Below are 22499 nucleotides of genomic sequence, written 5' to 3'. Positions count from 1 at the left end.
GGTTGACGTGACAGACCTTGAGACGAATCCCCCAGCGGCCGTTCGGCCCCACAGACCGGACCCCATCCGGTCCTACGTGGCGATCGGCGACAGCATCACCGAGGGGATGGAAGACGACAGCGGCCCGGACGGAGAGTACCGGGGCTTCGCCGACCGACTGGCGGAGCACCTGGCCACGGTGACCCCCGACTTCCGCTACGCCAACCTGGGCGTGCGCGGACGCCGGATGCGCCACATCTTCGGTGAGCAGCTCGACCAGACGCTGGCCTGGAAGCCCGACCTGGTCACCGTCCTGGCCGGGGGCAACGACGTCCTGCGCCCCGGAGGGGACCTCGACCGGCTGGCCGAGCACTTCGAGTGGGGCATCCGCCAGCTGCGCGACGCCGGAATCCGCGTGGTGATCCTGTCCGGCCACGACACCGGGTGGATCCCGGTCCTGCGTTACTACCGAGGCCGCATCGCCGTGTTCAGCATGCACATGCGCGCCGTCGCCGAGCGCACCGGCACCGAGATCGTCGACCTGTGGGCGCTCAACGCCCTGACCGACTCCCGCGCCTGGAGCGAGGACCGCCTGCACCTCAACGGCGCGGGCCACCAGATCGTCGCCGCGCGCGTCGCCGACCTGCTCGGCTTCCCCATGGGACCGCCCGAGTCCTGGACCGACCCGTGGACCACCCCGCCCCGGCAGCTGCCCCGCATCCTGCGCCGCCGCGAGAACCGCCGCTGGGCCCGCCAGTACCTGGTGCCGTGGCTGCGCCGCCGCGCCATGGGCCGCTCCTCCGGGGACGGCCGCCTGCCCAAGCGCCCCGAGCTGGACTACCTGCACGACGAGGACACCCGGTCCCGGATCGCCAGGACCATCGAGGAGGGCAGGACCCGGGAGGGCACCTACAACGGCTTCGACCCCGCTGAGAGCGCGCCCACCAGCAGCCCCTCGGGTACCAAGGGCCCCGACCCGGTGGACTGACCCGCCCGCTCGCCGACATGCGGCGGCGCCCCGTACCGGTCCCGGTACGGGGCGCCGTTCGTTCCACCGCTCAGCTGCGCGACAGGGACTGGATGAGGTCGCTGATGTGCACCACACCCAGGCACTGGCCGTAGGAGTTGGTGGCGATCAGGTCGTCGTAGACCCGCTCGGTGTCCTGGCCCGCCACCCGCAGCGCGGCCAGCGCCGACATCCACGCCGGAACCGTGCGCGGGGGCTCGGCCAGCCGCAGCGCCGGACGCTTGGCGTGCAGGGCGTGCCCGTAGCGGCCCGTCACCGACAACAGGAAGCGCGTGCGGTCGACGACCCCGACCGGGCGGTCCCGGTGGTCGATGAGGATGACGCTGTTCAGCGCCGGGTCCCCAGTGAAGGACTCCAGCACCTGTTCCGCGGTCGCGTCGGAGTCCAGCCCCACGGGCGGCACCATGAACTCGGTGACCCGGGGCCCGGAGTCCTCCTTCCCGTCCTGCCCGGTGCTCGGCTCGGGCACCGGGGTCACCCGCTCGCCGGGCCGCCACGCGTGGTCGGCGAAGAACGGCCCCGTGCCCACGCGTATTCCGCAGCGGCGCAGCCGCACCACGTCCTCGGCGGTGCCCACGCCCGAGGCCAGCGCGTACACGCCGCTGCCCCGGCCGATCCGCGCCAGGCCCTCCACCACGGTGGCGTGCCGCTGGTCCCCGGCCACGCCGGACACGATCGCCGGGTCGATCCGCATCAGGAACGGCGCGGACTCCACCACCAGGTCCGGGCGCACCATCGCCGTTCCGAACCCGCACCGGAAACCCGCCGCGCGCAGTCGGGAGACCCCCGCCACCACGGTCCTGCGCGCCAGCTCGGCCATGTCCGGACTGAGCATGAAGGTGATGTCGCGCGGCCGACGGCCCGCACGGCGCAACAGGCTCTCCACCAGGGGGGCGAACCCCTCCCCGGCCAGGATCCGCGCGGGCAGCGGCAGGACCATCGGCAGCAGGCTCTCGGACACGGCGGTCTCCCGGACCAGGGCCAGGAGCCACTCGGCCACGGCCGACTCCTCCTGGGGGGACACCTCCGCGTAGGAGCCCCGCGCGGTGGGCGGCGGGGAGGCGGTGACCTCCACGGCCACCACGGTCCCCGAGTCCAGGTCGACGACGGGCTGGTACCCGGGGGCACCCGGAGCACGGCGGGCCACCGCACCCGGCCCGCCCGGATGCGCCGTGGGAGTGTGTTGGGGATGCAGCGCAGTCACAGTCCTCATGGTGACCCCGAAACGGTCCCACCTGAAGACTTGTCCTCGGCTGTTCCCCTCACCTTCACCGGGGTGTAGGGAGGGCGGCTCGGCGGTGTTCACATCTGGAGGCAAACGCGTACCGACGGTGAGGGACGCCTTCCCGGACGTGCGCGGACCCGTCCCGGCGCCGTCCATGCTGGTCCGCACGCGGCGTCGCCCGGTGCGCACACGGCACCGCCCGCCGGGACGGGCCCGGCGGGCGGTGCGGGGTTCGCCGACGCGGAGGCCGCGTCCGGCGAGGGGTCAGGCGCGGCGGAAGACCACCGCGATGTTGTGGCCGCCGAACCCGAAGGACTCGTTGATGGCCGCCACGTCGCCCGCGGGCATGTCCCGGGGCTTGTCGCGGACGATGTCCACGGCCACGCCCGGGTCGAGTTCCTCGATGTTGATGGTCGGCGGGATACGCCCGTCGTGCAGCGCCAGGATGGTCGCGATCGACTCCACGGCGCCCGCGCCGCCCAGCAGGTGGCCGGTCATGGACTTGGTGGAGGTCACCGCGACGCGGTCGGCGACGGAGTCGCCCAGCGCGGTGCGGATCGCGCGCGTCTCGCCCACGTCCCCGGCCGGGGTGGAGGTGGCGTGCGCGTTGACGTGCACGACGTCCTCGGGGGTGAGGTCGGCGTCGGTCAGGGCCTGGGTGATGGCACGGGCCTGGCCGGTGCCCTCCGGCTCGGGCTGGACGATGTCGTAGGCGTCGTTGGTGTAGCCCACGCCCGAGGCGTGCGCGTACACGCGGGCGCCCCGGCGGGCGGCGTGCTCGGCCGACTCCAGGATGAGGATGCCCGCACCCTCACCCATGACGAAGCCGTCGCGGTCCTTGTCCCAGGGGCGGGAGGCGTGCTGCGGGTCGTCGTTGCGCGTGGACAGCGCGCGCATGGACGCGAACGAGGCGATGTTGAGCGGGTGGATCGCGGCCTCGGTTCCGCCCGCGATCACCACGTCGGCGCGGCCGGAGCGGATCATGTCCACGCCGTTGGCGATGGCCTCGGCGCTGGAGGCGCAGGCGCTCACCGGCACGTGCGAACCGGCCCGGGCGGTGTACTCCAGGCTGATCGCGGCGGCGGGGCTGTTGGGCATGAGCATGGGCACGGTGAAGGGGGAGACCCGCTTCCAGCCCTTCTCACGGAAGGTGTCGTACTGCTCCAGGATGGTGAGGATGCCGCCGATCCCGCTGGAGACCACCACGCCCAGGCGGATCGGGTCCACCTCGGGGGAGCCGGCGTCCTGCCAGGCCTCCTGCGCGGCGATCAGCGCGAACTGCTGCGTGCGGTCCAGGCGGCGCAGGCGCGGCCTGGGGAGCTTCTCGGAGGGTTCCTGCGCGATCTGGCCGGCGAAGTGCACCGGGAGCTTCTCGTGCCACTCCTCCGGCAGCATGCTGATGCCGGAGCGGCCGTCGAGGAGCGCGGACCATGTGGTCGCGACGTCACCCCCGAGGGGGGTGGTGGCGCCGAGGCCGGTGACGACGACATCGGTCTTGGACATGATCCGATCGCCCTTCTCGTGGGTCGTTCCCGGCTGCGGGGCCGGGGGCGTTGGCGGGTGTGAGGGGAGCCGGTCGTGACGGCGGGCCGGGCGGCGGGACGGGGTGTGTCCCGCCGCCCCGAACGGTTCTACTTCTGGATGAAGTTGATGACGTCCTGGACCGTCTTGAGGTCCTTGAGCTGGTCGTCCGGGATCTCCACGCCGAACTTGTCCTGGGCGGCGACGGCGATCTCCACCATGGACAGCGAGTCGATGTCCAGGTCGTCGACGAAGCTCTTGTCCGGGGTGACCTCGGAGGGCTCGGTCCCGACGATCTCCTCGATGATCTCGCCGAGGCCCTTCAGGATCTCCTGCTCGCTGTGCTGGGCCATGTCGTCTTTCTCCTTGCTCGGTGATTCGTGTCGGCTCAGGGACACCACGTGAGCCGCGGACTCGCGGACCCGACTGGCGTGGTGTGACCGCGGGTTCGGGCGGGTGATCAGGGGATGCGGATCACCTGGGCGGCGTAGACCAGCCCCGCTCCGAAGCCCAGGGTGAGTACGGTGCTCCCCGACGGCAGCTCCCCGCGTCCGATCATCCGCGAGAGCGCGAGAGGGATGGACGCGGAGGAGGTGTTGCCAGCGGTGACGATATCGCGGGCCACGAGTGCCTGGGGCGCGCCCAGCTTCTTGGCGATGGCCTCCACGATACGCAGGTTGGCCTGGTGGGGGACGAAGGCGGTCAGCTCCGAGGGCTCCACACCCGCCCTCTCCATGGCCTCCAGGGCGACCTTGTACAGCTCGGTGGTGGTCCAGCGGAAGACCGCCTGGCCCTCCTGCCACAGGTACCTGCCCTCGCGCAGGTGGATCTTGTCGGCCCGCTCGCCGGAGGAACCCCACACCACGGGGCCGACGCCCTGCTCCTCGGAGGCGGAGACGATCGCGGCCCCGGCGCCGTCGGCGAAGATCACACAGGTGCCGCGGTCGTCCCAGTCCACCCAGTCGCTGAGCTTCTCCGAGCCGATCACCAGCACGTTGCGGGAGCTGCCGCCGCGGACCATGTCCGAGGCCACGCCCAGGGCGTAGCAGAAGCCCGCGCAGGCGGCGTTGAGGTCGAAGGCGCCCGGGGCGGTGATGCCCAACCTGGCGGCGACGGTGGCGGCCGTGTTGGGGATCTGGTCCTGCACGGTGCAGGTGGCCACGATCACCAGGTCGACGTCCTCGGGGGACAGGCCGCCGGCGGCCAGGGCCTTGCCGCCCGCCGCCACGGCCATGCTGGTCACGGTGTCCTCGGGGCCCGCGATGCGCCGCTCGCGGATGCCCACGCGGCTCTGGATCCACTCGTCGCTGGTGTCGACGCGCTCTTCGAGGTCGGCGTTGGTCATGACCCGGGAGGGCTGGTACTCGCCGAAGGCGGTGATCATCGCGCCTCCGGGAGCTCTCGGGGAGCTGAACATGGTTAGCCTTCCTGGTCTGTGGCCGCGGGGTTCCCGGCGTGCTCCTTGACGAGGGCACCGGCGCGGTCGAGGTCGTCGGGGGTCTTGACCGCGAGGAGCTCGACCCCGCGCAGCGCGCGCTTGGCCAGGCCGGTGAGCGTGCCCGCCGGGGTGAGCTCGATCATCGCGGTCACGCCCAGGTCGGCCAGGGTCTGCGTGCACGCGTCCCAGCGGACCGGGGAGGAGACCTGGGTGATGAGGCGCTCCAGGTACTCGGGTCCGCTCTCGACCACGGCGCCGTCGGCGTTGGAGAGCAGACGCACCGTGGGGTCGGAGGGGGACAGGGGGGCCGCGGCCGCCCGCACCCGCTCCACGGCCGGGGCCATGTGCTCGGTGTGGAAGGCGCCCGCGACCGGCAGGGAGCGCAGCCGCGCCCGCTCGGGCGGGTTCTCGGCGAAGGCCGTGAGCTGCGCGGTGGTACCGGCGGCCACGATCTGGCCGGAGCCGTTGTCGTTGGCCGCGGTCAGTCCGGCGGCGGCGATCGCCGCCAGCACCTGCTCGCGGTCGCCGCCGAGCACGGCGGTCATTCCGGTCTCGGTCCGCGCCGCGGCGTCGGCCATGCCCCGGCCGCGTTCGGCGACCAACCCCAGGGCGTCCTTGGGGGACAGGACCCCGGCGATCACGGCGGCCGTGAACTCACCGACGCTGTGACCCGCGACGGCGTCCAGCAGCGCGCCCTCGGCGGGCAGCGCGGGGGAGGGCGCCGACAGGGGGCCGAGCACGGCGGAGGCCGCGATGAGGCCGGCTCCGACCAGCAGGGGTTGGGCGACCGCTGTGTCGCGGATCTCGTCCGCGTCCGCGGTGGTGCCGTAACGCATCAGGTCCAGCCCGGCCACCTCGGACCACGCCTCGACCTGCGCGGAGACACCGGGCAGTTCGAGCCACGGGGAGAGGAAGCCGGGAACCTGGGCGCCTTGGCCGGGAGCAACGATTACAAGCACGACATCAACCTTGCCCTGTAGGAGATCACCGGTCAGAGGGGGAGGAGCACGAACTTACTCGACACCGTTTGTTGGGACTCCACAAAACGGTGCCGAACGTGCGTCCACGGGCCCGGAACCGGTGGGAGAGGTCACTCTTCGACGGTACGCTGCGCGCGCGCCCGGTCACGCCAGCGGTTCTCGTCCGCCGTGGACGCGGGGCGGCCCGTCGGGCGGGCGCCGCGGGATGCGAACCTGGAGAGGTGAACACCGAACCCCACCAGACCCCGGACGACCAGGGCACCGCGGCAGCCCCGGAGGGCGCGGACATGTCCGTCCCCACGGAGCAGGAACGCGTCCGCGCCGAGACCGTGCGCCGCCTGGAGCGCTCCATGGGCGCGCTCGGCACGGCCGCCGTGGCGCGCATGGAACAGCGCCTGGGCTGGTTCCGCCGGATGTCGGCCGAGGACCGCTCGTGGATCGGCCTGGTCGCCCAGTCCGGGGTGGCCGCCTTCGTCGACTGGTTCCGCAACCCGGTGCGCGGCCGCCCGGCCATCACCGTCGAGGTCTTCGGCACCGCGCCGCGCGAGCTCACGCGCTCGGTCTCCCTCCAGCAGACCGTCGACATGATCCGCGTGGTCATCGACGTGGTCGAGGGCCAGGTGGAGGAGCTGGCCGCGCCCGGCGGCGCCCAGCAGCTGCGCGAGGCCGTGCTGCGCTACACGCGCGAGGTGGCCTTCAGCTCCGCGAAGGTCTACGCGCGCGCCGCCGAGGCGCGCGGCGCGTGGGACGCGCGCCTGGAGGCCCTGATCGTTGACGCCCTGCTGCACGGCGACCAGGAGGACGGCCTCCAGACCTGGGGTTCGGCGCTGAGCTGGTCGCACACCCCGGTCGTCGCGGTGGTCGGGGAGGTCGGCGACGACGACGGCGGCAAGGCCCTGGACGACCTGCGCTCGGCCGCGCGCCGCCTCGGCCACGACGTGCTGGCCGGGATGCAGGGCCGCCGCGTGGTCGTGGTGATCGGGGTGGGGGACCGCTACCCGGCGGAGGACCTGCCCGCGGCCGCGGCCGAACCGCTGGCCGGGCTCTTCGGCTCGGGCCCGGTGGTGGTGGGGCCGGCCGTTCCCGACCTGCGGGCCGCGGGGGCCTCGCTGCGCGCCGCGGTCAACGGGCTGCGGGCCGCCGTGGCCTGGCCGGACGCGCCGCGTCCGGTGCTCGCCGACGACCTGCTGCCCGAACGTGCGCTCCAGGGCGAGGCCGAGGCCCGCAGGCAGCTGGTCGAGGAGGTGTACGTGCCCCTGCTGGGCGCGGGGTCGCCGCTGCTGGACACGCTGTCGGTGTACCTGGAGCACGCCTCGTCGCTGGAGGCCACCGCGCGGATGCTGTTCGTGCACCCCAACACGGTCCGCTACCGGCTCAGCCGCATCGCCGAGCTCACCGGGCGCACGCCCTCCGACGGGCGCGGCTCCTTCGTCCTGCGCGTGGCGGTCGCCCTCGGGCGGCTCGCGCGGACCCACGACGCCTGACCTCCGGGCCCGGCCTCCGCGTGCGGGGACGGCCGGTTCCGGTCGCGGCACGGCGGCGGGAACCCGCCGCGTAACCCGATCGTTGCCTGCCATGTCCGTCCCCTTATGGAAGTTTCACCAGAGCCGGGTATGTCGGTAACTGGTTGTGTACGCCCGGGGACCACATGAAAAGGGATAGCTTTGTGGTGGGCGGGTTGCCGACGGGACCGTTGAGGCTGCGTCATCCTCGGGCGGAGGTCCCCGCACCGCCTCGTCACGACGTTCTTGGGGGGTCAACGCTGTGGTCGAGCGACCGAGGATAGGGTCCCGGCTCTTCCGTCCGATGATCGATTACGTTCTCGCGCCCACTCAGGAGGGTGAGCTGCGCAGACGGGCGCTGTTCTGGCTTCCCGCGCCGCTGCCCGTGCTGGTCGTGGTCTACCTGCTGGTGGGCGGCGAACTGGCCGCCTCGGGGTGGACGATACTGCTGGCCGCCAGCGTGGGCGTGGGAACGATGCTGCTCGCGCTGGTCGTGCAGCCCACACCCCTTCCCGAGGGGCTGGTGCCGCAGGTCTCCGCGCGCCGCTCGCTGCACCGCTTCCGCCAGTTCACCGGGCTGCGCATCACGCTGGCCCTGGTCCCGGTGGTGATCGGCGCGGCCGCGTCGGTGATCGGCGGGGGCATGTACCCGCTGTTCGCCGCGTTGGCGCTGGCCTGGCCGCAGCTGCTGCTGGCCCTGCCCACCTTCTTCACCATCACCAAGGCGCGCCGGGCCATGGAGGCGTGGGGCACCACCGCCTACCTGTGGCACGCGCTGTCGCGCCCGGCGAGGGTGACCTGGCCGTTCATCACCCCCGCGGTGCGCAACTGGCGCTCCTGGCGGGCCGAGAACGCACGGCAGGACCGGCGCAAGTCGGAGGAGGAGCGGGCCTGGAAGGAGGCCGTGCGCGAGGAGAACGAGCAGGTGCCCGACGACGCCGCCGATCCGGCCGCCGCGGAACGCACCCGGCCCATCCGGCCGGTGGACCAGGAGGCCACCGATGTGCTCCCGCACCTGGAGCCCGGGCGCACGAAGGCGTCCACGGGCGCCGACGAGGAGAAGCCGACCGAGGTCCTGCCGCACCTGGGCGCCCCGTCGGGGGACGGGGAGTCCGGCAGGGAGGTCCGGCCGACCCGGGCGATGCCCCACCTGGACGGGGACGCCGAGGCAGAGGACGACGGGGATGACGGGGCCAGGGCGGAGGCCGCCCCCGCCCGTACGCCCCGCGGCACGGTGAACCGGGCCCGCCACATCCTGGAGCAGGGCAGCGGAGCCCTCGGGCTCTCGGTGCGCAAGCCCCGGCGCGGCGCCCAGCCCAGCCGGCGCCCGACGCCCAACAAGCCCTGACCCGTTCCGACAGGCCCTGACCCGTCCGGGGGCGCCGCCGGTCAGCCCTGACCCGCAGCGCCCCCGGCGGCGTTGCGCACCCGCTCCGGACGAGGGGCCGGACACGGGGCCAGGGGCTCAGAGGTCCGCGGTCATGCGCACGTCGGGCAGTGCGTCGCCCCCGCCCCGGGCGCAGTGGTACCAGGAGGCCCGCGCCCCGCGCCCGTCGAAGTCGACCTCGCCCAGGGTGTTGCCGAAGTAGGGGGCCGACCCCAGGTCCCAGCTCAGATCGGGCTCGGGGACCCGCGCCAGCCGCGTCAGCAGCCACCCGATCGCGCGCAGCGGGCGGCTCACCGACAGCCGGACCATGCGGCGCATGCTCGCCGGGGCCTGGTTGCACAGCGGGGAGGAGACCAGCTGGGTCACCCGGCTCGTACCGCCCCCGCGGTGACGGGCGCGCGCCAGGTAGGAGAAGTGCACGTCCCCGCCCAGGAACAGCACGGTGGCCGGTTCCGGGCCCCGCTCGCCCCGCGCCAGCTCCCCCACGGCGTCGGACAGGCGGCGGAAGGAGTACTGGAAGGCGGCCCAGTGCTCCAGGTCGATGTCCTGGCGCAGCCGCTCGGCGGGCCCGCTCAGCCACCGCCCCCAGGCGCCCGCGCACACCGCCTCGTTCCAGGCCTCCAGCCGGTGCACGGCCGGGGGCAGCAGCACCGGAACGGTCGAGGCGACCACGACGTGGTCCGGTCCGCCGGTCAGGTGCCCGTCCAGCCAGTCGTGGCCCCGGGGCCCCAGGATCGACCTGGACCCGTCGGAGGGGTCGCCCTCGCCCAGGGCGCGGGAGCAGCGGGTGTCGACCATCACCAGCCGGACCCCGCCGAAGTCGTGGTGGTGCCCCCACTGGTAGCTCGACGGCTCGCTGTGGGCCCGCCAGGCGAAGGCGTCGACCAGGTCCCCGGTGTCGCCGTCGGTGTCGCGCACCCGCTTCCACAGCCGGTCCCCGTCCCTCTCCTGTGCGGAGAGGTTGCCCAGGTGCTGGTACACCCAGTAGGAGCCCAGGCCGCTGGTGATGCGCCTGCGCCACCAGGGCCGCCGGTCCATGGCGCGCCGCCAGGCGGCCGAGGTGTTCCAGTCGTCGCGCACGTCGTGGTCGTCGAAGACCATCAGGGTCGGCACGGTGGACAACAGCCACCGCACCTGCGGGTCGCTCCAGGCCTGCCGGTACAGCTCGGCGTACTCGTCGTAGTGGACGACCTCGTCGTCGGGGTCGTCGTCGGCGCCCCCGCGTGCGCGCCGCTCGCGCAGGAACGCGAGCATCGGCTGCTGCACCTCGTCGGCGTAGACCTGGTCGCCGATGAGCAGCAGCGCCAGATTGCCCCCGACCGGTTCGCGGGCCAGCCGCCGGGCCGTGGCGCGCAGCATGTCGGGGCCGTAGCGGACCACGCCCTCGGGGGAGTCGTGGGTGGGCGTGTGGCAGGACCCGTACAGCAGCCGCGTGGGTGCCTCCGGGTCCACGGTGCGCACGGTGCTGGGCGGGAAGGGGCTGTCCGGCTCCGGCCAGACCCGGTCCCCGTCCAGGAACACCTCGTAGGGCAGGCGCGCGCCCCGGGCCAGCCCCCCGACCGTGCAGACGGCGTAGTGGTGGCCGTGCACGGTGAAGGTCCGCGCGGTCGCCTCGGCGGTGCCGTCGACCACGACACGCACGGCACAGGGGGCGTCCGTCTCCACCCACACCGTGGCGCTGGTCTCCCCCGGGTGCCTGAGCAGGGGCCCCAGAAGCAAAGAAGCAGTCACCGTTTCGCCTCCCTTCGACCAGGTTCGCACATGTGGGGGACGAGTATGGACCCTCGCGGGGCCGAGCGCCATCCACAGCCGGGACCGTGATGGTTGCACGAGCGCCGCGCCTGCGCGAAGGTGGCGCTATGAGGACACAGATCCTGGAGCTGCACACCGGTGGATCGGAGAGCGTCACCGACATCACCCGCCAGTGCGGCGACTTCGTGGCCGAGACCGGAGGGGACGGACTGCTCAACGTCTTCGTCCCGCACGCCACGGCGGGTGTGGCGATCATCGAACTCGGGGCGGGGTCCGACGACGACCTCCTCGCCTCACTGGCCGACCTGCTGCCCGCCGACGACCGGTGGCGGCACAAGCACGGCTCGCGGGGTCACGGCAGGTCGCACGTGATGCCCGCCTTCGTCGCACCCCAGACCACCGTTCCGGTCGTCGGCGGAAGACTCGAGCTGGGCACGTGGCAGTCCATCGCCGTGGTGGACCTCAACGTGGACAACCCCGACCGGAGAGTACGCCTGTCCTACCTCTCGTCCTGACGGCGAAGGTTTGGCAGCGCGTTGACGGAACATGCCGCTAGCGTGTGAACTAGGCCATCAGCGATGGTCAGCGGACCCACGTGACGGGCGCGCAAACAGCCCGGCATCGTTGTGACAACTGCTTCGTGCAGGCAAGATTGAGAAAAACCATCTGTGGAGGAGAACTTTCGTGAGCGCGACCGCGGGCCAGGCACAGAGCGAACGCGGCTTGGCTGACCGACTCGGATTCAAGCCGGGTCAGGTGGTGCAGGAATTCGGCTTCGACGACGACGTCGACGAGAACCTGCGCGCATCCATCACCGAACTCACCGGTGAGGAGCTGGTCGACGAGGACTACGACGGCGACGTCGACGCGGCACTGCTGTGGTGGCGGTCCGACGAGGAGGAGGACCTCACCGACGCGCTGATGGACACGGTGACCACCATCGCCGACGGTGGGACCATCCTGGTGCTCACGCCCAAGGCGGGGCGTGAGCTGCACGTGTCCCCCAACGAGGTCGCCGAGGCCGCGACGACGTCGGGCCTCTCCCAGACCAGCGCAGTCAGCATCGGCGCCGACTGGTCGGGTACGCGCCTGGTCGTTCCCAAGCGGTGACGGACATCACCCGCGAAGGGTGAGGCATCCGGTGCCGCGCGTCCCAGAGGCGGGCGCGCGGCGCTGAGGAGTGCCCGCCGACGAAAGGGAACCATGACCGCCCCCGTGGGCGCTCCCGCGCCCGACTTCACCCTCCAGGACCAGTACGGCCAGGACACCTCCCCGGTGCGGGGCCGCCCCGTCCTGCTGGTGTTCTACCCGCTGGCCTTCTCGGGCGTGTGCTCGGGAGAGCTCGCCGAGCTGAGCGCGCGCCACCCCGAGTTCGCCGGGCTCGGCGCCGAGGTCCTGGCGGTGTCGGTGGACTCCGTCTTCGCCCTGCGCACCTGGTCCGACCGGGAGGGCTTCCCGTTCCCCCTGCTGTCGGACTTCTGGCCGCACGGCGGCGTGGCCCGGGCCTACGGGGTGTTCGACCCCGAGCGGGGCACCGCACGGCGGGGGACCTTCCTGATCGACGCCGGGGGCGTCGTGCGCTGGTCCACCCTTACGGGGTTCTCCGAGCCCCGCGACGTGGACGAGTACCTGCGGCAGCTGCGCGAGCTGGTCTGAGAACCCGGGCGCGGAGATTCCGGCGAAGCGGTATGATCTCGTCCGACGCACGGGCGCGTAGCTCAGTTGGTTAGAGCAATTGCCTTACAAGCAATAGGTCAGGGGTTCGAGTCCCTTCGCGCCCACTCGACTCCGAGACGACCCTGCTCGGGGGCCTTCGGCCGCCTCACCGGGTCGTCTCGTCGTTTCTGCGGGGGAAGACCCCCGACCCCCGAGGTGCCCCCTGTGGCCGGGGCCGCGCAGCCGTGGCCGACGGTGATCGGCGGGGGAGGCCGCGGCACCGGCTCACTCGGAGCGGGAGGCGCCCTGGGGCGGGGTGTAGGAGGCGATCTCGTTCAACAGGGCGAGGTGGCGCTCGAACGCCTGCTTGCCGCTGGGGGTGAGGCTGAGCCAGGTCCTGGCCCGCCGGCCCACCTGTGCCTTCGCCACCTTCATGTACCCGGCCTTCTCCAGGGCCGTCGCGTGTTGCGAGAGCGAGGAGTCGCTGACCTCCACGGTGTCGCGCACGTAGGAGAACTCCGCTCTCTCCAGCGGGACCAGGACGGCGACGATGGAGAACCGTACCGCCGATTGGAGCACCGGATCCAGGTCGCGGCGCGGGTGGTTCATCGCCCGGCCCTCCCCACGAGCAGGGCGGCCACGGCGAAGGGCAGCGACATTGCGGCCGCGGCGAGGGTCCACGCCAGCAGCGAGTCCTGGTACTGCCACCGCACGAGCGGGCCGACGACCAGGAGGTAGGAACCGAACCACACCGAGCTCGCCAGCACCGTCGCCCGGGCGGCGCCCGCAGGGAACACCCGGCGCCGCTGGGCCCACACGGAGGCCAGCATGACGGTCACGAACCATCCGCCGATGGCCAGGTTCCGACCGAAGCCGTCGGGAAAGAGCGCGTCGGTCAGGACGAGCAGCCCCGCCGAGGCCACACCCAGGAACAGCAGGTACCCGCCGTACCAGCGTCCGGCGGCGGTCGCGTGTTCGCGCAGGCGCGTCGCCTCGGTGATGGTCCGCTGGGCCGACTCGCGATCGTGTCCGTCCATGGTTCCCTCTCCTCCGTATCGAAATTCATAAAGCACTTTATGGCTCTTAAAGTGCTTGCGCAAGCATGTAGCCGAGATGGTTCGGTCCGCCACGGGATGGGGGAGCCGTCGGGGTGGTCCGGGCGTCGCTCCGAAGGCGCCCTCCCGTTCCGCGGCGCCGCCGGTGAGGTGCCCCAACCGGTTGCACGCCAAGAGGTACCCGGTTCCGATTTCTCCGTTGGATGACAGTGAACTCGCAGTTCACAGGGGCCTTCGGGTAACCGATGCGTTCGTCCTCCTTGCAAACGGTTGCACTAACCCCCCTTGACATGGAAAGCGCTTTCTCTACTCTCGAGGAAAGCGCGTCAACGCTTGTGCTCTACTACGAAGGGGGAGCAGTGAGACGATCAACCACGCGTCGACTCCTGTCGACGCTGGCCGCCGCGACCGTGGTGGCGGCCGGTCTGGCCCTGCCGATGGCCTCGGCCTCGGCGCAGACCGGCAGCGCCACGGGTTACGCGACCCAGAACGGCGGGACCACCGGCGGCGCGGGCGGACAGACGGTACGGGCCACGAGCGGGACCCAGATCCACGAGGCCCTGTGCAACCGGTCCAGCGCCAGCACCCCGATCATCATCGAGGTCGAGGGAACCATCAACCACGGCAACACCTCCAAGGTGTCGGGCGACAGCTGTGACACCGCCGACGACGTGATCGAGCTCAAGAACATCAGCAACGTCACGATCGTCGGCACCGGCAGCGGAGCCGTGTTCGACCAGCTGGGCATCCACATCCGGGAGTCCAGCAACATCATCATCCAGAACGTGACCGTCCGGAACGTCAAGAAGTCCGGCTCGCCCACGTCCAACGGCGGCGACGCCATCGGGATGGAGAGCGGAGTCCGCAACGTCTGGGTCGACCACGTCACCCTGGAGGCGTCGGGCGGGGAGTCGGAGGGCTACGACGGCCTCTTCGACATGAAGAACAACACCCAGTACGTCACCCTCTCCTACAGCATCCTGCGCAACTCCGGCCGTGGCGGTCTGGTCGGGTCCAGCGAGAGCGACCGCTCGAACGGCTACGTCACGTACCACCACAACCGGTTCGAGAACCTCGACTCGCGCGCGCCTCTGCTGCGCGGCGGCATAGGCCACATGTACAACAACCACTACGCGGAGCTCCACGAGTCCGGGATCAACTCCCGGGCCGGGGCCAGAGCGAAGGTGGAGAACAACTACTTCGAGGACTCCAAGGACGTCCTGGGCACCTTCTACACCGATGAGAGGGGCACCTGGGAGGTCGGCGGCAACATCTTCGACAACGTGACCTGGTCCAGCGAGGGTGACGAGAACTACCCCGCCGGGCCCAACCCCCAGTCCACCACGTCGGTGAGCATCCCCTACTCCTACGAGCTCGACGACGCCGGGTGCGTGCCGGGGATGCTGGGCCAGATCGCGGGCGCGAACACGGGCAACCAGGTCTCGGACGGCAACTGCGAGGCGGAGAACCCGCCGGACCCCGACCCCACCGACCCGCCGGACCCGGACCCGACCGACCCGCCGGACCCGGACCCGACTGACCCGCCCGACCCGGACCCGACCGACCCGCCCGAGGGGACCAACCTCAGCATCGGGGCCGGGGCCGACGGTTCCGGCAAGGCCAGCGGGACCAGCTACGGGAACGTCGTCGACGGCGACATGGGCACCTACTGGTCGCCGAGCAGCTCGACCGGTCGCATCTCGGTCAAGTGGGGATCCGACACCACGGTGTCCACGATCAACATCCGCGAGGCGGCCGGAGCCGAGGGCAACATCGGCTCCTGGCGGGTCGTCGAACACGACACCGGTGACGTCCTGGCCACCGGAAGCGGAGCGGGCGTCATCAACATCGACCCGACGACGCTGCGGAAGATCAACTTCGAGATCACCAGCTCGAACGGCACGCCGCGCGTCGCCGAGTTCGAGACCTACGCCGGCTAGCCGCCGACCCGCAACCGATCCGGCCGAGAGGCCGGAGCCGACCGGACAGCGGCCGGTCCGTCCGGAGGAACCGGACGGACCGGCCGTTCCCGGCGCTGACGCCGGGAGCGGGCCGCGGGCGCCGTCTCGGTGGCACTACCTGCCCAGGTTCCGGAACTGCCGCACCGCCAGCGGGACGAAGACCAGCATGATCACGACCGGCCAGACGAGTGCACCGCCGATCGCGTGCCCGTCGATCCAGTAACTCGTCTCCCCGGCGCCCGCGCCGGGGGTCGCGAAGAGCTCGCGGATCGCGTTCGCCGTCGAGGACACGGGGTTCCACGCCGCGACGGCCCCGAGCCAGCCCGGCATCATCTCCGGGGGCGCGAAGACCGAGGAGATGAAACCGAGTGGGAAGGCGACAGCGAAGAGGGAGCCCGCAACCTCGGTGTTCCTGATCACCAGGCCCAGGTAGACGCCCACGAAGATCAGGGCGAGCCGCAGCCACAGCAGCAGCACGAAGGCGGACAGCGTCTCGACCGGGCTACCGCCCGCACGCCAGCCGATGACCAGCGCCAGTCCCGCGATGACCGCGAGGTCGATCGCCGCCTGGATGATGTCGGCGACCCCGCGGCCGGTCACCACGGCCGACGGGGACATGGGCATGGACCGGAAACGGTCCATGAACCCCTTCTCCTTGTTCAGGGTCACGGAGAACGCCGTGTTCATGAACCCGAAAGCCATGATCATCGCGAACATGCCGGGCATGGCGTAGTCGATGTACCCCTCGCCCGCACCCTGCCCGGTGACGTCCATGGCCGAGCCGAAGACGTAGACGAACATGAGCACCATCACCACCGGCATGCCGAGCTGCCAGGCGAACGTGGAGGGCTGACGTGCCAGGTGGGTGAACTCCTGCACGACGATCGTCCAGCAGTCCCTGACGGCCCAGACGAGACGGGAGGCCGGGGCCGACGGAGGGATCCGGGAGGCCGTGAAGGGCGGGGGCGTCTGGTCGGTGGCGTTCATCGGGCGGTCTCCTCGGCGAGCCGTGCGGTCAGGTGGAGGAAGGCCTCGTCGAGGGTGGGCCGGCGCAGCCCGATGTCCTCGATCTCCAGGCCCCGCTGGCGGACCTCGGCGGCGACCTCGGTCAGCGCGCGGACGCCGTCGGCGACGGGGACGCTGATGCTTCCCTCGGCGAGGGCCACGTCGACGCCGGCCACCCGGCCGACGATCTCGGCGACCTGGGGCAGCGCGTCGGGATCCGCGACGGCGACCTCGAGCCGTTCGTCACCGATCCTCCGCTTCAGCCCGGCCGGGGTGTCGTCGACGAGGTTCCTGCCCCCGTCGACGACGCTGATCCGGTCGCAGAGCTGGTCGGCCTCGTCGAGGTAGTGGGTGGTCAGCAGCACCGTGGTGCCCTGCGCGGCGAGCTCGCGCACCGCCTGCCAGACCTCGCGCCGCCCCGCGGGGTCCAGACCGGTGGTCGGCTCGTCCAGGAAGAGCACATCCGGGGCGAGGATCATGCTGGCGGCAAGGTCCAGCCTGCGGCGCATCCCGCCGGAGAAGGTCCCGGGCGAGCTCTTCGCGGCGTCCGCCAGCCCGAAGAGCTCCAGCAGTTCGTCGGCACGACGGCGGGCCGCCGCCTTGTCCAGCCGGAAGAGCCGTCCGAAGGTGGTGAGGTTCTGCCGGGCGCTGAGGAGGTCGTCGACGGCGGTCTGCTGCCCGACCAGGCCGATGCTCGCGCGGACCTCTCTCGGCTGGGCGCGCACGTCGTAACCGGCGACCGACGCCTTCCCGGCGTCGCCTCTGGTGAGCGTGGCGAGGATGCGTACCGTCGTCGTCTTCCCCGCACCGTTGGGTCCGAGCAGGCCGTGGACCGAGCCGCGCGGCACCGCGAGGTCCACCCCGTCGAGGGCGAGCTTCTCCCCGTACCGCTTGGTCAGACCACTGGTCGTGACCGCTGGTTCCGATGGCCGCACGGGAGCCTCCTGTTTTCTGAGTACAACGTACGCAGCACGGTAGCGTACGCTGTCCGCAGTACGCAACCGCCTCCGCGCCGAGGGAGAGGGCATGACCGAGGAAAACCCGCTCGCCCGGAGCCAACAGCTGCTCTGGGAGGGCCTCCCCGAGTCCCGGAAGGGCCCCAGACCCGCCCTGTCCCTGGAGCGGATCGTGAACACCGGCATCGCCATCGCCGAGGCCGAGGGCATCGAGGCCCTGTCCATGCGCAAGCTGGCCGCGGCGCTCGGGATGGGCACGATGTCCCTGTACCGCTACGTTCCGAACAAGTCCGAGCTGCTCAATCTCATGCTCGACCACGTCAGCGGCACCCAGCTCGGCCGTCTCGACCCGGACGGCGGCTGGCGGGACACGCTCGCCACCGCCGCATGGCGGGGCCGGGAGCTGTACCTGAGGCACCGGTGGCTGCTCCAGGTCAACTGGAGCCGGCCGGTGCTGGGCCCCAACAGCGTCGCGGAGATGGAGGAGACCATGTCCGGCCTGGCGGACCTGCCCTTCAGCGACCAGGAGAAGTTCATGGTGATCTCCCTGCTGGACTCCTACGTCACCGGTTCGGTACGCCAGAGGATCCTGCGCGAGAACGCCACGGTCGAGAGCGGCATGACAGACGAGGAGTTCTGGGGCAACCAGCTCTCGGTACTGGTCAAGGCCATGGAGTCCGGCGACTTCCCCACCATGGCGGCCATGGACGATGAGGCCTTCGACGCCGACTGGGAGGAGACCTTCGCCCTGGGGCTGGGGTTCGTGCTGGACGGAATCGACCGGGAGGTGGCGCGCCGGGCCGCCCGTTGAGCGGGCGTCGGTACGGGGAGAAGGGCCGCCGGGGTGCCGGGCAGCCGCCTCCACGTGCTGCCAGGCGGCGAGCACGACACATCAGCCACCCGTCCTCACCGGCTGGCGCGTTCTCCTGCCAGTGAGCGTGTCGCCGCCGAACGGAAGCGGGAAACCGGCTGACGCGGGGCCCCCGCGTGTGCGACCGTGGCCGACGGGCCGGACTCCACGCGGCGCGGGCGCACCCGCCCGTCCGGCCGCCCGGGGAGGAACGCACATGCGCGTGTACTACGACACCGAGTTCGTCGAGCGGGGGCCGGAGCACCCCCTGGTCCTGGTCAGCATCGGCATGGTGGCCGAGGACGGCCGCGAGCTGTACGCGGTCAGCTCCGAGTTCGACCAGGACCTCGTGCGCTCGCACCCGTGGCTGTCCGAGCACGTCTGGCCGCAGCTGCCGCTGCGCGACGGACCGGAGGGCGCCGTCCTGGACACCGGCCACCCGCACGTGCGCACCCGCGGGGAGATCGCGCGCATGGTGCACGAGTTCCTCCGCGCCACCCCCGAACCGCAGCTGTGGGCATGGTACGGGTCCTACGACCACGTACTGCTGTGCCAGCTGTGGGGGACGCCCCGCGAGATGCCGCGCGAGGTGCCCTTCCTCACCCACGACCTCAAACAGGAGGCGCTCCGGCTCGGGGACCCGAGGCTTCCGCCCCAGAAGTCGGGGCTGCACCACGCCCTCGCCGACGCCCGGCACCTGATGCGGCGCGCACGGTGGCTGGAGGAGCACTCCTGACCTGAGCCTCCCCTGTCAGGGGCCTTCCCGGAGCTCCCGGCCAGCGGCGGCCGGTCCCCGGCGGCGGCCCGACCTCCGAGGCGGTCTCCGTCCGTGTCCGAATACCCGGGGCATCGGGATTTCCCAAGTATCCGGGTGCCCGGGGCATCCCACCGTAGGATGGGTGGACGCCGAAGCGAGGGGAAGCACGATGGTCCGGCTCACCAGGGCGCAGCGCCAGGCCCGCAACCGGGCACGCGTGCTGTCCGCGGCCGGGGACGAGTTCGCCGAGCACGGCTTCCGCGACGCCAAGGTCGACCGTATCGCCGAACGGGTCGACCTCACCCGGGGCGCGGTCTACTCCAACTTCCCCGGCAAGCGCGCCCTGTACCTGTCGGTGCTGGCCGACGCCGCCGAGCGCTCCGCCGAGGCCGCCCGCCCCGAACCCGGGTACACCGCCCGCACGGCACTGGGCGCGCTCGCCCGCGCCTGGGCCTCCCGGCTCCCCACCACCGGCGAGTCCCCCCTGACCGGGACGGCGCTTCCGCCCGAGGTCCTCTCCGACGAACCGGTCCGGACCGCCTTCGCCCAGCTCATGCGGCTGAACGCGCTCCTGCTCGGTCTGTCCCTGGAGGCGCTGGAACCCCCGTCCGACCCCGGTGGGCGCCGGGTGCGCGTGGCCGGGACCGTGCTCACCACCCTGTACGGGACCGGCCAACTGGCCGGGGTCGCGCCCGGCTTCGCGGACCCCTTCGCGGTGGTGCGCGCCTGCGAGCGCCTGGCCGACCTGGACCTGGAGGACGCCTGGCCGCCGCCCCACCTGGCGCACGTGCGCCAGGCCCTGCCCGCCGACGAGGAGTGGTCGCCGCCGGAGGCCTTCGACGCGGTCCGCAGGCGCCCCGTGTCCCTGGCCGAGGACGGGATCGTGGTGGTCCTGGGCACGCAACGCCTCGAAGCGGCGGAGGAGGCGCTGCGTTCAGCGCCCGCGGGGTCCTCGGTGACCGCCGTGGTGGTCACCGAGGACCCGGACGAGCTGATCCCGCTCGCGCGGCTGGCCGTGGCCGACCTGTGCGGCTGCCTGCGCCAGGCCCTCCCCGAACGGGCCTGGCCGCGCCTGCGCGTGGTGTTCGACGCCTCCGGTGAGATCGCCGCCGCGGCGGGCGTGCCCTTGGTCGGCGACGCCACCGAGGCCGCCGTCCGCGTCGCCGACGGCCGGATCACCGCCCGTTCCGACGCCCGCGGCGCGGGTCACGCCGTCGCCGCGGACCTCGGCGCGAAGGCGGGCTGCCGGTAGACGGCCCCGGACAGGAGACCCCGTCACCGGTCGGAGTCCTCCTCCGGTGCCGGGGGCCGACCGCCCAGGGCGCGCAGCACCCGCGCTCCCTCCGGATCGGCGCCCGCGGCGCGGGCACGCGCCGCCTCGGCCGAGCCGAACCCCGCCACCGCCCAGGCCGCGACCTCCCCGCGGGGCACGCCCTCGTCCCACCACTCGCACATGAGCGCCAACGCGTCGCGGCCGTCCCCGGCCAGCGCCGCGCCCTCCCGGGGGGAGAACCCGATCGCCCGGTACACCCGGGCCTGCGCGGGGTCCACCCCCGCGCGGGCCCACGGCACGGCGTCGGTCCCGTCCCAACCCGTGTCCAGGTAGGCGCGCGCTGTCGCCGCGGGTACTCCCGCCGACAGCAGGGCGTCCATGGTCTGGGCCTGCTCCTCGCTCAGGTCCAGGCCGGGGGGCCGCCGCACCGGCAACAGGGCCCCCAGCAGCCGACGCGGCCGGGGACGCTCACCGGCCAGGTGCCGTTCGGCCGCCTCGGCGGGGGAGTAGCCCAGCTCGTGCCAGCGCACGGCGTCCCGAGGGGCCATCCCCGCCCGGAGCATGGGCCGGACCGTGTACGGGCTCAGTCCGGCCGCGCGCCACTCCTGGGCGGGGCCGGGCCGGTACACGCCGCTGCCGCGCCAGCGCTCGGCCTCCGCCAGCCGGAACCCGGCGTCGATCCAGCGGCGGGCGTCCGCCACGGTGAAACCACGCGCGGTCCACAGGTGCAGGTCCTCGGGTTCGGGCTCGTGGTCGTCGAATGCGACGTTCATGGTCTCCTCCGTCCGTCAGGGCCCCCACCGGGGCCCGGGTCAGTGGGCGCCGTGCCGTGGACACCGGCAACCCTTCGTTCGTGTCGTGGGTCGGCGGGCAGGGGCACCACGTGGGCCCAGTCCGGCGGTGGCGGCGGCACGGCCGCCCCGCCGACCAGCCCGACCGCGACCGGCACCGGCGGACGCCCGCCCGGCCAGGGGGTGTGCCCGTCGGTGAGCACCAGCAGCAGGTCCGGCCGGGGACGCGTCGCCACCGCCGCCGCGATCCCCTCGCGCAGGTCGGTGCCCCCGCCTCCGAGCAGCCGGATCTCCCGTGCCCGGCGCACCGTCTGCACGGGGTGGGCGCGCAGGTCGCAGCAGACCACCCGCAGCCGTCGGCCGGGGCCGCAGACCCGCGGGTTGGCCGCGGCGACCACGCGCACCCCCTCGGGCAGGTCGAGGTCTCCCACGGCGCGTTCGAGCACCACGCGCAGCATGGCCGCCTGGACCGCCGGGGGCGCGGTGGTCAGTTCGTCGAGGAAGAGCAGACCCAGGCCCCGTGCGGCCAGGCGCTCGGCCCAGCGCGGTGGAGCGAACCAGGTGCCGTCGTCGCGGACGACGGGCAGCCCGGAGAAGTCGCTGGGTTCGCGGACGGAGCCCACCACCACCTCAACGGGCAGCTCCAGCGCGCGGCCCAGCGCCGCCACCGCGGAGGTCTTGCCGGTCCCCGGCGCGCCCCACAACAGGACGGGCAGGTCGGCGCGGACGGCGAGCGCGAGCGCCGTGCGGACGGCGGAATGGGACGTCATCTGGTCCTCCGGAGGGTGCGTGGGCAGGGCGGAGCGACGGGTGGCACGTGCGTCCCCGCTGGTGGCGGAGGTGTCGCACCTCCATGAGTCAACGTAGGTTGACTCAGGGGAAAAGTCAATCGACGTTGACGGGTGGTGGTGTGTCGGGGAAGGGCTGCGGTCCGCCTCCGGGCGCGGGCGCGACGCGGTCCTGCTTTGCGGCCCGTCCCGGCAGGGGCTACCGTGAGAATCCGGATGTTGAGATCATCTGGCCTCGGGGGGCGACCCCGCCCAACCACCCGGGCGCTGCCCGCGTGAGGAGAACGTTTCTAGTGACACGCACCGGTGCCAGTGGGCCCCTGCTCAAGTGCTCGTTCTGCGGCAAGGACCAGAGCCAGGTCCGCCGCCTCATCGCCGGGCCCGGTCACATCTGTATCTGTGACGAGTGCGTCGGCCTGTGCAACGAGATCATGGAAGAGGAGGAGGGCGTCCTCCCCTCGGAGACCGACTGGGACTCTCTGCCCAAGCCTCGGGAGATCTACGAGTTCCTGGACTCGTATGTGATCGGTCAGGAGCAGGCCAAGAAGGCGTTGTCGGTGGCGGTGTACAACCACTACAAGCGGGTGCGTTCGGAG

The 22499-nt window shown here is 72.4% G+C and carries 23 protein-coding genes and 1 tRNA gene; 12 read left to right on the top strand and 12 right to left on the bottom strand.

The annotated features are described in order from the left end of the window. Nucleotides 1-76: 76 nt before the first annotated feature. The gene (locus FYW99_RS25905) at nucleotides 77-967 is read left to right on the top strand and encodes an SGNH/GDSL hydrolase family protein (protein WP_150254650.1); all 891 of its coding nucleotides are present in this window, start codon (nucleotides 77-79) and stop codon (nucleotides 965-967) included. Nucleotides 968-1037: 70 nt separating this feature from the next. On the opposite strand, the gene FYW99_RS25900 is transcribed toward FYW99_RS25905, so the two are convergent. From FYW99_RS25900 to FYW99_RS25880, 5 genes are all read right to left on the bottom strand, one after another. Next, on the bottom strand, nucleotides 1038-2219 hold the full coding sequence (locus FYW99_RS25900; RefSeq protein WP_394350378.1) for an EAL domain-containing protein: 1182 nt from the start codon (nucleotides 2217-2219) through the stop codon (nucleotides 1038-1040). Between the two features lie 276 nt (nucleotides 2220-2495). Beyond that, on the bottom strand, nucleotides 2496-3734 hold the full coding sequence (gene fabF / locus FYW99_RS25895) for a beta-ketoacyl-ACP synthase II (protein ID WP_150254648.1): 1239 nt from the start codon (nucleotides 3732-3734) through the stop codon (nucleotides 2496-2498). A 128-nt stretch (nucleotides 3735-3862) separates the two neighbouring features. After that, complete coding sequence (locus FYW99_RS25890) at nucleotides 3863-4105, bottom strand: acyl carrier protein (protein WP_017567578.1); 243 nt, start codon at nucleotides 4103-4105, stop codon at nucleotides 3863-3865. 107 nt (nucleotides 4106-4212) lie between these two features. Further along, on the bottom strand, nucleotides 4213-5169 hold the full coding sequence (locus FYW99_RS25885) for a beta-ketoacyl-ACP synthase III (RefSeq protein ID WP_150254647.1): 957 nt from the start codon (nucleotides 5167-5169) through the stop codon (nucleotides 4213-4215). Nucleotides 5170-5171: 2 nt separating this feature from the next. Further along, nucleotides 5172-6149, bottom strand: a complete 978-nt coding sequence (locus FYW99_RS25880) for an ACP S-malonyltransferase (RefSeq protein ID WP_150254646.1) — start codon at nucleotides 6147-6149, stop codon at nucleotides 5172-5174. A 242-nt stretch (nucleotides 6150-6391) separates the two neighbouring features. Here FYW99_RS25880 and FYW99_RS25875 point away from each other — a divergent pair, with 242 nt between their 5' ends. Further along, entirely contained in the window at nucleotides 6392-7654 is a 1263-nt protein-coding gene (locus FYW99_RS25875) for a PucR family transcriptional regulator (RefSeq protein ID WP_150254645.1), read from the top strand. 322 nt (nucleotides 7655-7976) lie between these two features. Further along, nucleotides 7977-9020, top strand: a complete 1044-nt coding sequence (locus FYW99_RS25870; RefSeq protein WP_150254644.1) for a hypothetical protein — start codon at nucleotides 7977-7979, stop codon at nucleotides 9018-9020. Nucleotides 9021-9137: 117 nt separating this feature from the next. On the opposite strand, the gene FYW99_RS25865 is transcribed toward FYW99_RS25870, so the two are convergent. Next, nucleotides 9138-10790, bottom strand: a complete 1653-nt coding sequence (locus tag FYW99_RS25865) for an alkaline phosphatase D family protein (protein ID WP_150254643.1) — start codon at nucleotides 10788-10790, stop codon at nucleotides 9138-9140. Nucleotides 10791-10918: 128 nt separating this feature from the next. On the opposite strand from FYW99_RS25865, the gene FYW99_RS25860 reads away from it, so the two are divergent. The 4 genes from FYW99_RS25860 (at nucleotide 10919) to FYW99_RS25845 (ending at nucleotide 12592) form a co-directional block, all read left to right on the top strand. After that, nucleotides 10919-11326: a secondary thiamine-phosphate synthase enzyme YjbQ gene (locus FYW99_RS25860; RefSeq protein WP_150254642.1), complete on the top strand. Its 408-nt coding sequence runs from the start codon at nucleotides 10919-10921 to the stop codon at nucleotides 11324-11326. 169 nt (nucleotides 11327-11495) lie between these two features. Continuing rightward, nucleotides 11496-11921, top strand: a complete 426-nt coding sequence (locus FYW99_RS25855) for a DUF3052 domain-containing protein (protein ID WP_017567571.1) — start codon at nucleotides 11496-11498, stop codon at nucleotides 11919-11921. Between the two features lie 93 nt (nucleotides 11922-12014). Continuing rightward, a complete protein-coding gene (locus tag FYW99_RS25850) occupies nucleotides 12015-12467 on the top strand; it encodes a peroxiredoxin (RefSeq protein WP_150254641.1) in 453 nt (150 codons plus the stop codon). Between the two features lie 51 nt (nucleotides 12468-12518). Further along, a tRNA-Val gene (locus FYW99_RS25845) sits at nucleotides 12519-12592 on the top strand. 160 nt (nucleotides 12593-12752) lie between these two features. On the opposite strand, the gene FYW99_RS25840 is transcribed toward FYW99_RS25845, so the two are convergent. Beyond that, the gene (locus tag FYW99_RS25840; protein WP_150254640.1) at nucleotides 12753-13076 is read right to left on the bottom strand and encodes a winged helix-turn-helix domain-containing protein; all 324 of its coding nucleotides are present in this window, start codon (nucleotides 13074-13076) and stop codon (nucleotides 12753-12755) included. Then, nucleotides 13073-13504 carry a hypothetical protein gene (locus tag FYW99_RS25835; RefSeq protein ID WP_150254639.1) on the bottom strand — a complete coding sequence of 144 codons (432 nt, stop codon included), beginning with the start codon at nucleotides 13502-13504 and terminating at the stop codon, nucleotides 13073-13075. Before FYW99_RS25835 ends, FYW99_RS25840 begins: the two co-directional genes overlap by 4 nt. A gap of 377 nt (nucleotides 13505-13881) precedes the next feature. Between FYW99_RS25835 and FYW99_RS25830 the strand changes: the two genes are divergently transcribed. Then, nucleotides 13882-15462: a pectate lyase family protein gene (locus FYW99_RS25830; RefSeq protein ID WP_150254638.1), complete on the top strand. Its 1581-nt coding sequence runs from the start codon at nucleotides 13882-13884 to the stop codon at nucleotides 15460-15462. Nucleotides 15463-15597: 135 nt separating this feature from the next. On the opposite strand, the gene FYW99_RS25825 is transcribed toward FYW99_RS25830, so the two are convergent. Together FYW99_RS25825 and FYW99_RS25820 are read right to left on the bottom strand one after the other, a co-directional pair. Then, nucleotides 15598-16470, bottom strand: a complete 873-nt coding sequence (locus FYW99_RS25825) for an ABC transporter permease (RefSeq protein ID WP_150254637.1) — start codon at nucleotides 16468-16470, stop codon at nucleotides 15598-15600. Further along, nucleotides 16467-17423 (bottom strand): ATP-binding cassette domain-containing protein, encoded by a 957-nt coding sequence (locus FYW99_RS25820; RefSeq protein WP_190394812.1) that lies wholly within the window; start codon nucleotides 17421-17423, stop codon nucleotides 16467-16469. Before FYW99_RS25820 ends, FYW99_RS25825 begins: the two co-directional genes overlap by 4 nt. Before the next feature lie 91 nt (nucleotides 17424-17514). Between FYW99_RS25820 and FYW99_RS25815 the strand changes: the two genes are divergently transcribed. The 3 genes from FYW99_RS25815 to FYW99_RS25805 all read left to right on the top strand — a co-directional run bounded on the left by FYW99_RS25815 (nucleotide 17515) and on the right by FYW99_RS25805 (nucleotide 20303). Further along, complete coding sequence (locus FYW99_RS25815) at nucleotides 17515-18255, top strand: TetR/AcrR family transcriptional regulator (RefSeq protein ID WP_150254635.1); 741 nt, start codon at nucleotides 17515-17517, stop codon at nucleotides 18253-18255. Between the two features lie 256 nt (nucleotides 18256-18511). Then, nucleotides 18512-19030 carry a 3'-5' exoribonuclease gene (locus FYW99_RS25810; protein WP_150254634.1) on the top strand — a complete coding sequence of 173 codons (519 nt, stop codon included), beginning with the start codon at nucleotides 18512-18514 and terminating at the stop codon, nucleotides 19028-19030. 190 nt (nucleotides 19031-19220) lie between these two features. Then, nucleotides 19221-20303 carry a TetR/AcrR family transcriptional regulator gene (locus tag FYW99_RS25805; RefSeq protein ID WP_150254722.1) on the top strand — a complete coding sequence of 361 codons (1083 nt, stop codon included), beginning with the start codon at nucleotides 19221-19223 and terminating at the stop codon, nucleotides 20301-20303. A 23-nt stretch (nucleotides 20304-20326) separates the two neighbouring features. Here FYW99_RS25805 and FYW99_RS25800 read toward each other — a convergent pair whose 3' ends face one another. Both FYW99_RS25800 and FYW99_RS32555 read right to left on the bottom strand, forming a co-directional pair. Then, complete coding sequence (locus tag FYW99_RS25800) at nucleotides 20327-21097, bottom strand: hypothetical protein (RefSeq protein ID WP_150254633.1); 771 nt, start codon at nucleotides 21095-21097, stop codon at nucleotides 20327-20329. Continuing rightward, on the bottom strand, nucleotides 21094-21885 hold the full coding sequence (locus tag FYW99_RS32555; RefSeq protein ID WP_150254632.1) for a VWA-like domain-containing protein: 792 nt from the start codon (nucleotides 21883-21885) through the stop codon (nucleotides 21094-21096). The genes FYW99_RS25800 and FYW99_RS32555 overlap by 4 nt, the downstream gene beginning before the upstream one ends. A gap of 311 nt (nucleotides 21886-22196) precedes the next feature. Here FYW99_RS32555 and FYW99_RS25790 point away from each other — a divergent pair. Continuing rightward, on the top strand, nucleotides 22197-22499 hold a 303-nt coding region (locus FYW99_RS25790; RefSeq protein WP_317847019.1), incomplete at its 3' end, for a ClpX C4-type zinc finger protein.

Source organism: Nocardiopsis deserti (genome assembly GCF_008638355.1).
In the GTDB taxonomy this organism is placed as follows: domain Bacteria; phylum Actinomycetota; class Actinomycetes; order Streptosporangiales; family Streptosporangiaceae; genus Nocardiopsis; species Nocardiopsis alborubida.
Note: the sequence above shows the minus strand (reverse complement) of the source record. Positions and strands in the feature narration are given on the sequence as shown.

What these genes read in the sequence shown, in the direction of transcription:
- FYW99_RS25900 (WP_394350378.1), bottom strand. Translation starts at nt 2,219, where the DNA reads ATGAGGACTGTGACTGCGCTGCATCCCCAACACACTCCCACGGCGCAT.
- fabF (WP_150254648.1), bottom strand. Translation starts at nt 3,734, where the DNA reads ATGTCCAAGACCGATGTCGTCGTCACCGGCCTCGGCGCCACCACCCCC.
- FYW99_RS25890 (WP_017567578.1), bottom strand. Translation starts at nt 4,105, where the DNA reads ATGGCCCAGCACAGCGAGCAGGAGATCCTGAAGGGCCTCGGCGAGATC.
- FYW99_RS25885 (WP_150254647.1), bottom strand. Translation starts at nt 5,169, where the DNA reads ATGTTCAGCTCCCCGAGAGCTCCCGGAGGCGCGATGATCACCGCCTTC.
- FYW99_RS25870 (WP_150254644.1), top strand. Translation starts at nt 7,977, where the DNA reads ATGATCGATTACGTTCTCGCGCCCACTCAGGAGGGTGAGCTGCGCAGA.
- FYW99_RS25860 (WP_150254642.1), top strand. Translation starts at nt 10,919, where the DNA reads ATGAGGACACAGATCCTGGAGCTGCACACCGGTGGATCGGAGAGCGTC.
- FYW99_RS25850 (WP_150254641.1), top strand. Translation starts at nt 12,015, where the DNA reads ATGACCGCCCCCGTGGGCGCTCCCGCGCCCGACTTCACCCTCCAGGAC.
- FYW99_RS25840 (WP_150254640.1), bottom strand. Translation starts at nt 13,076, where the DNA reads ATGAACCACCCGCGCCGCGACCTGGATCCGGTGCTCCAATCGGCGGTA.
- FYW99_RS25835 (WP_150254639.1), bottom strand. Translation starts at nt 13,504, where the DNA reads ATGGACGGACACGATCGCGAGTCGGCCCAGCGGACCATCACCGAGGCG.
- FYW99_RS25825 (WP_150254637.1), bottom strand. Translation starts at nt 16,470, where the DNA reads ATGAACGCCACCGACCAGACGCCCCCGCCCTTCACGGCCTCCCGGATC.
- FYW99_RS25815 (WP_150254635.1), top strand. Translation starts at nt 17,515, where the DNA reads ATGACCGAGGAAAACCCGCTCGCCCGGAGCCAACAGCTGCTCTGGGAG.
- FYW99_RS25810 (WP_150254634.1), top strand. Translation starts at nt 18,512, where the DNA reads ATGCGCGTGTACTACGACACCGAGTTCGTCGAGCGGGGGCCGGAGCAC.
- FYW99_RS25805 (WP_150254722.1), top strand. Translation starts at nt 19,221, where the DNA reads ATGGTCCGGCTCACCAGGGCGCAGCGCCAGGCCCGCAACCGGGCACGC.
- FYW99_RS25800 (WP_150254633.1), bottom strand. Translation starts at nt 21,097, where the DNA reads ATGAACGTCGCATTCGACGACCACGAGCCCGAACCCGAGGACCTGCAC.
- FYW99_RS32555 (WP_150254632.1), bottom strand. Translation starts at nt 21,885, where the DNA reads ATGACGTCCCATTCCGCCGTCCGCACGGCGCTCGCGCTCGCCGTCCGC.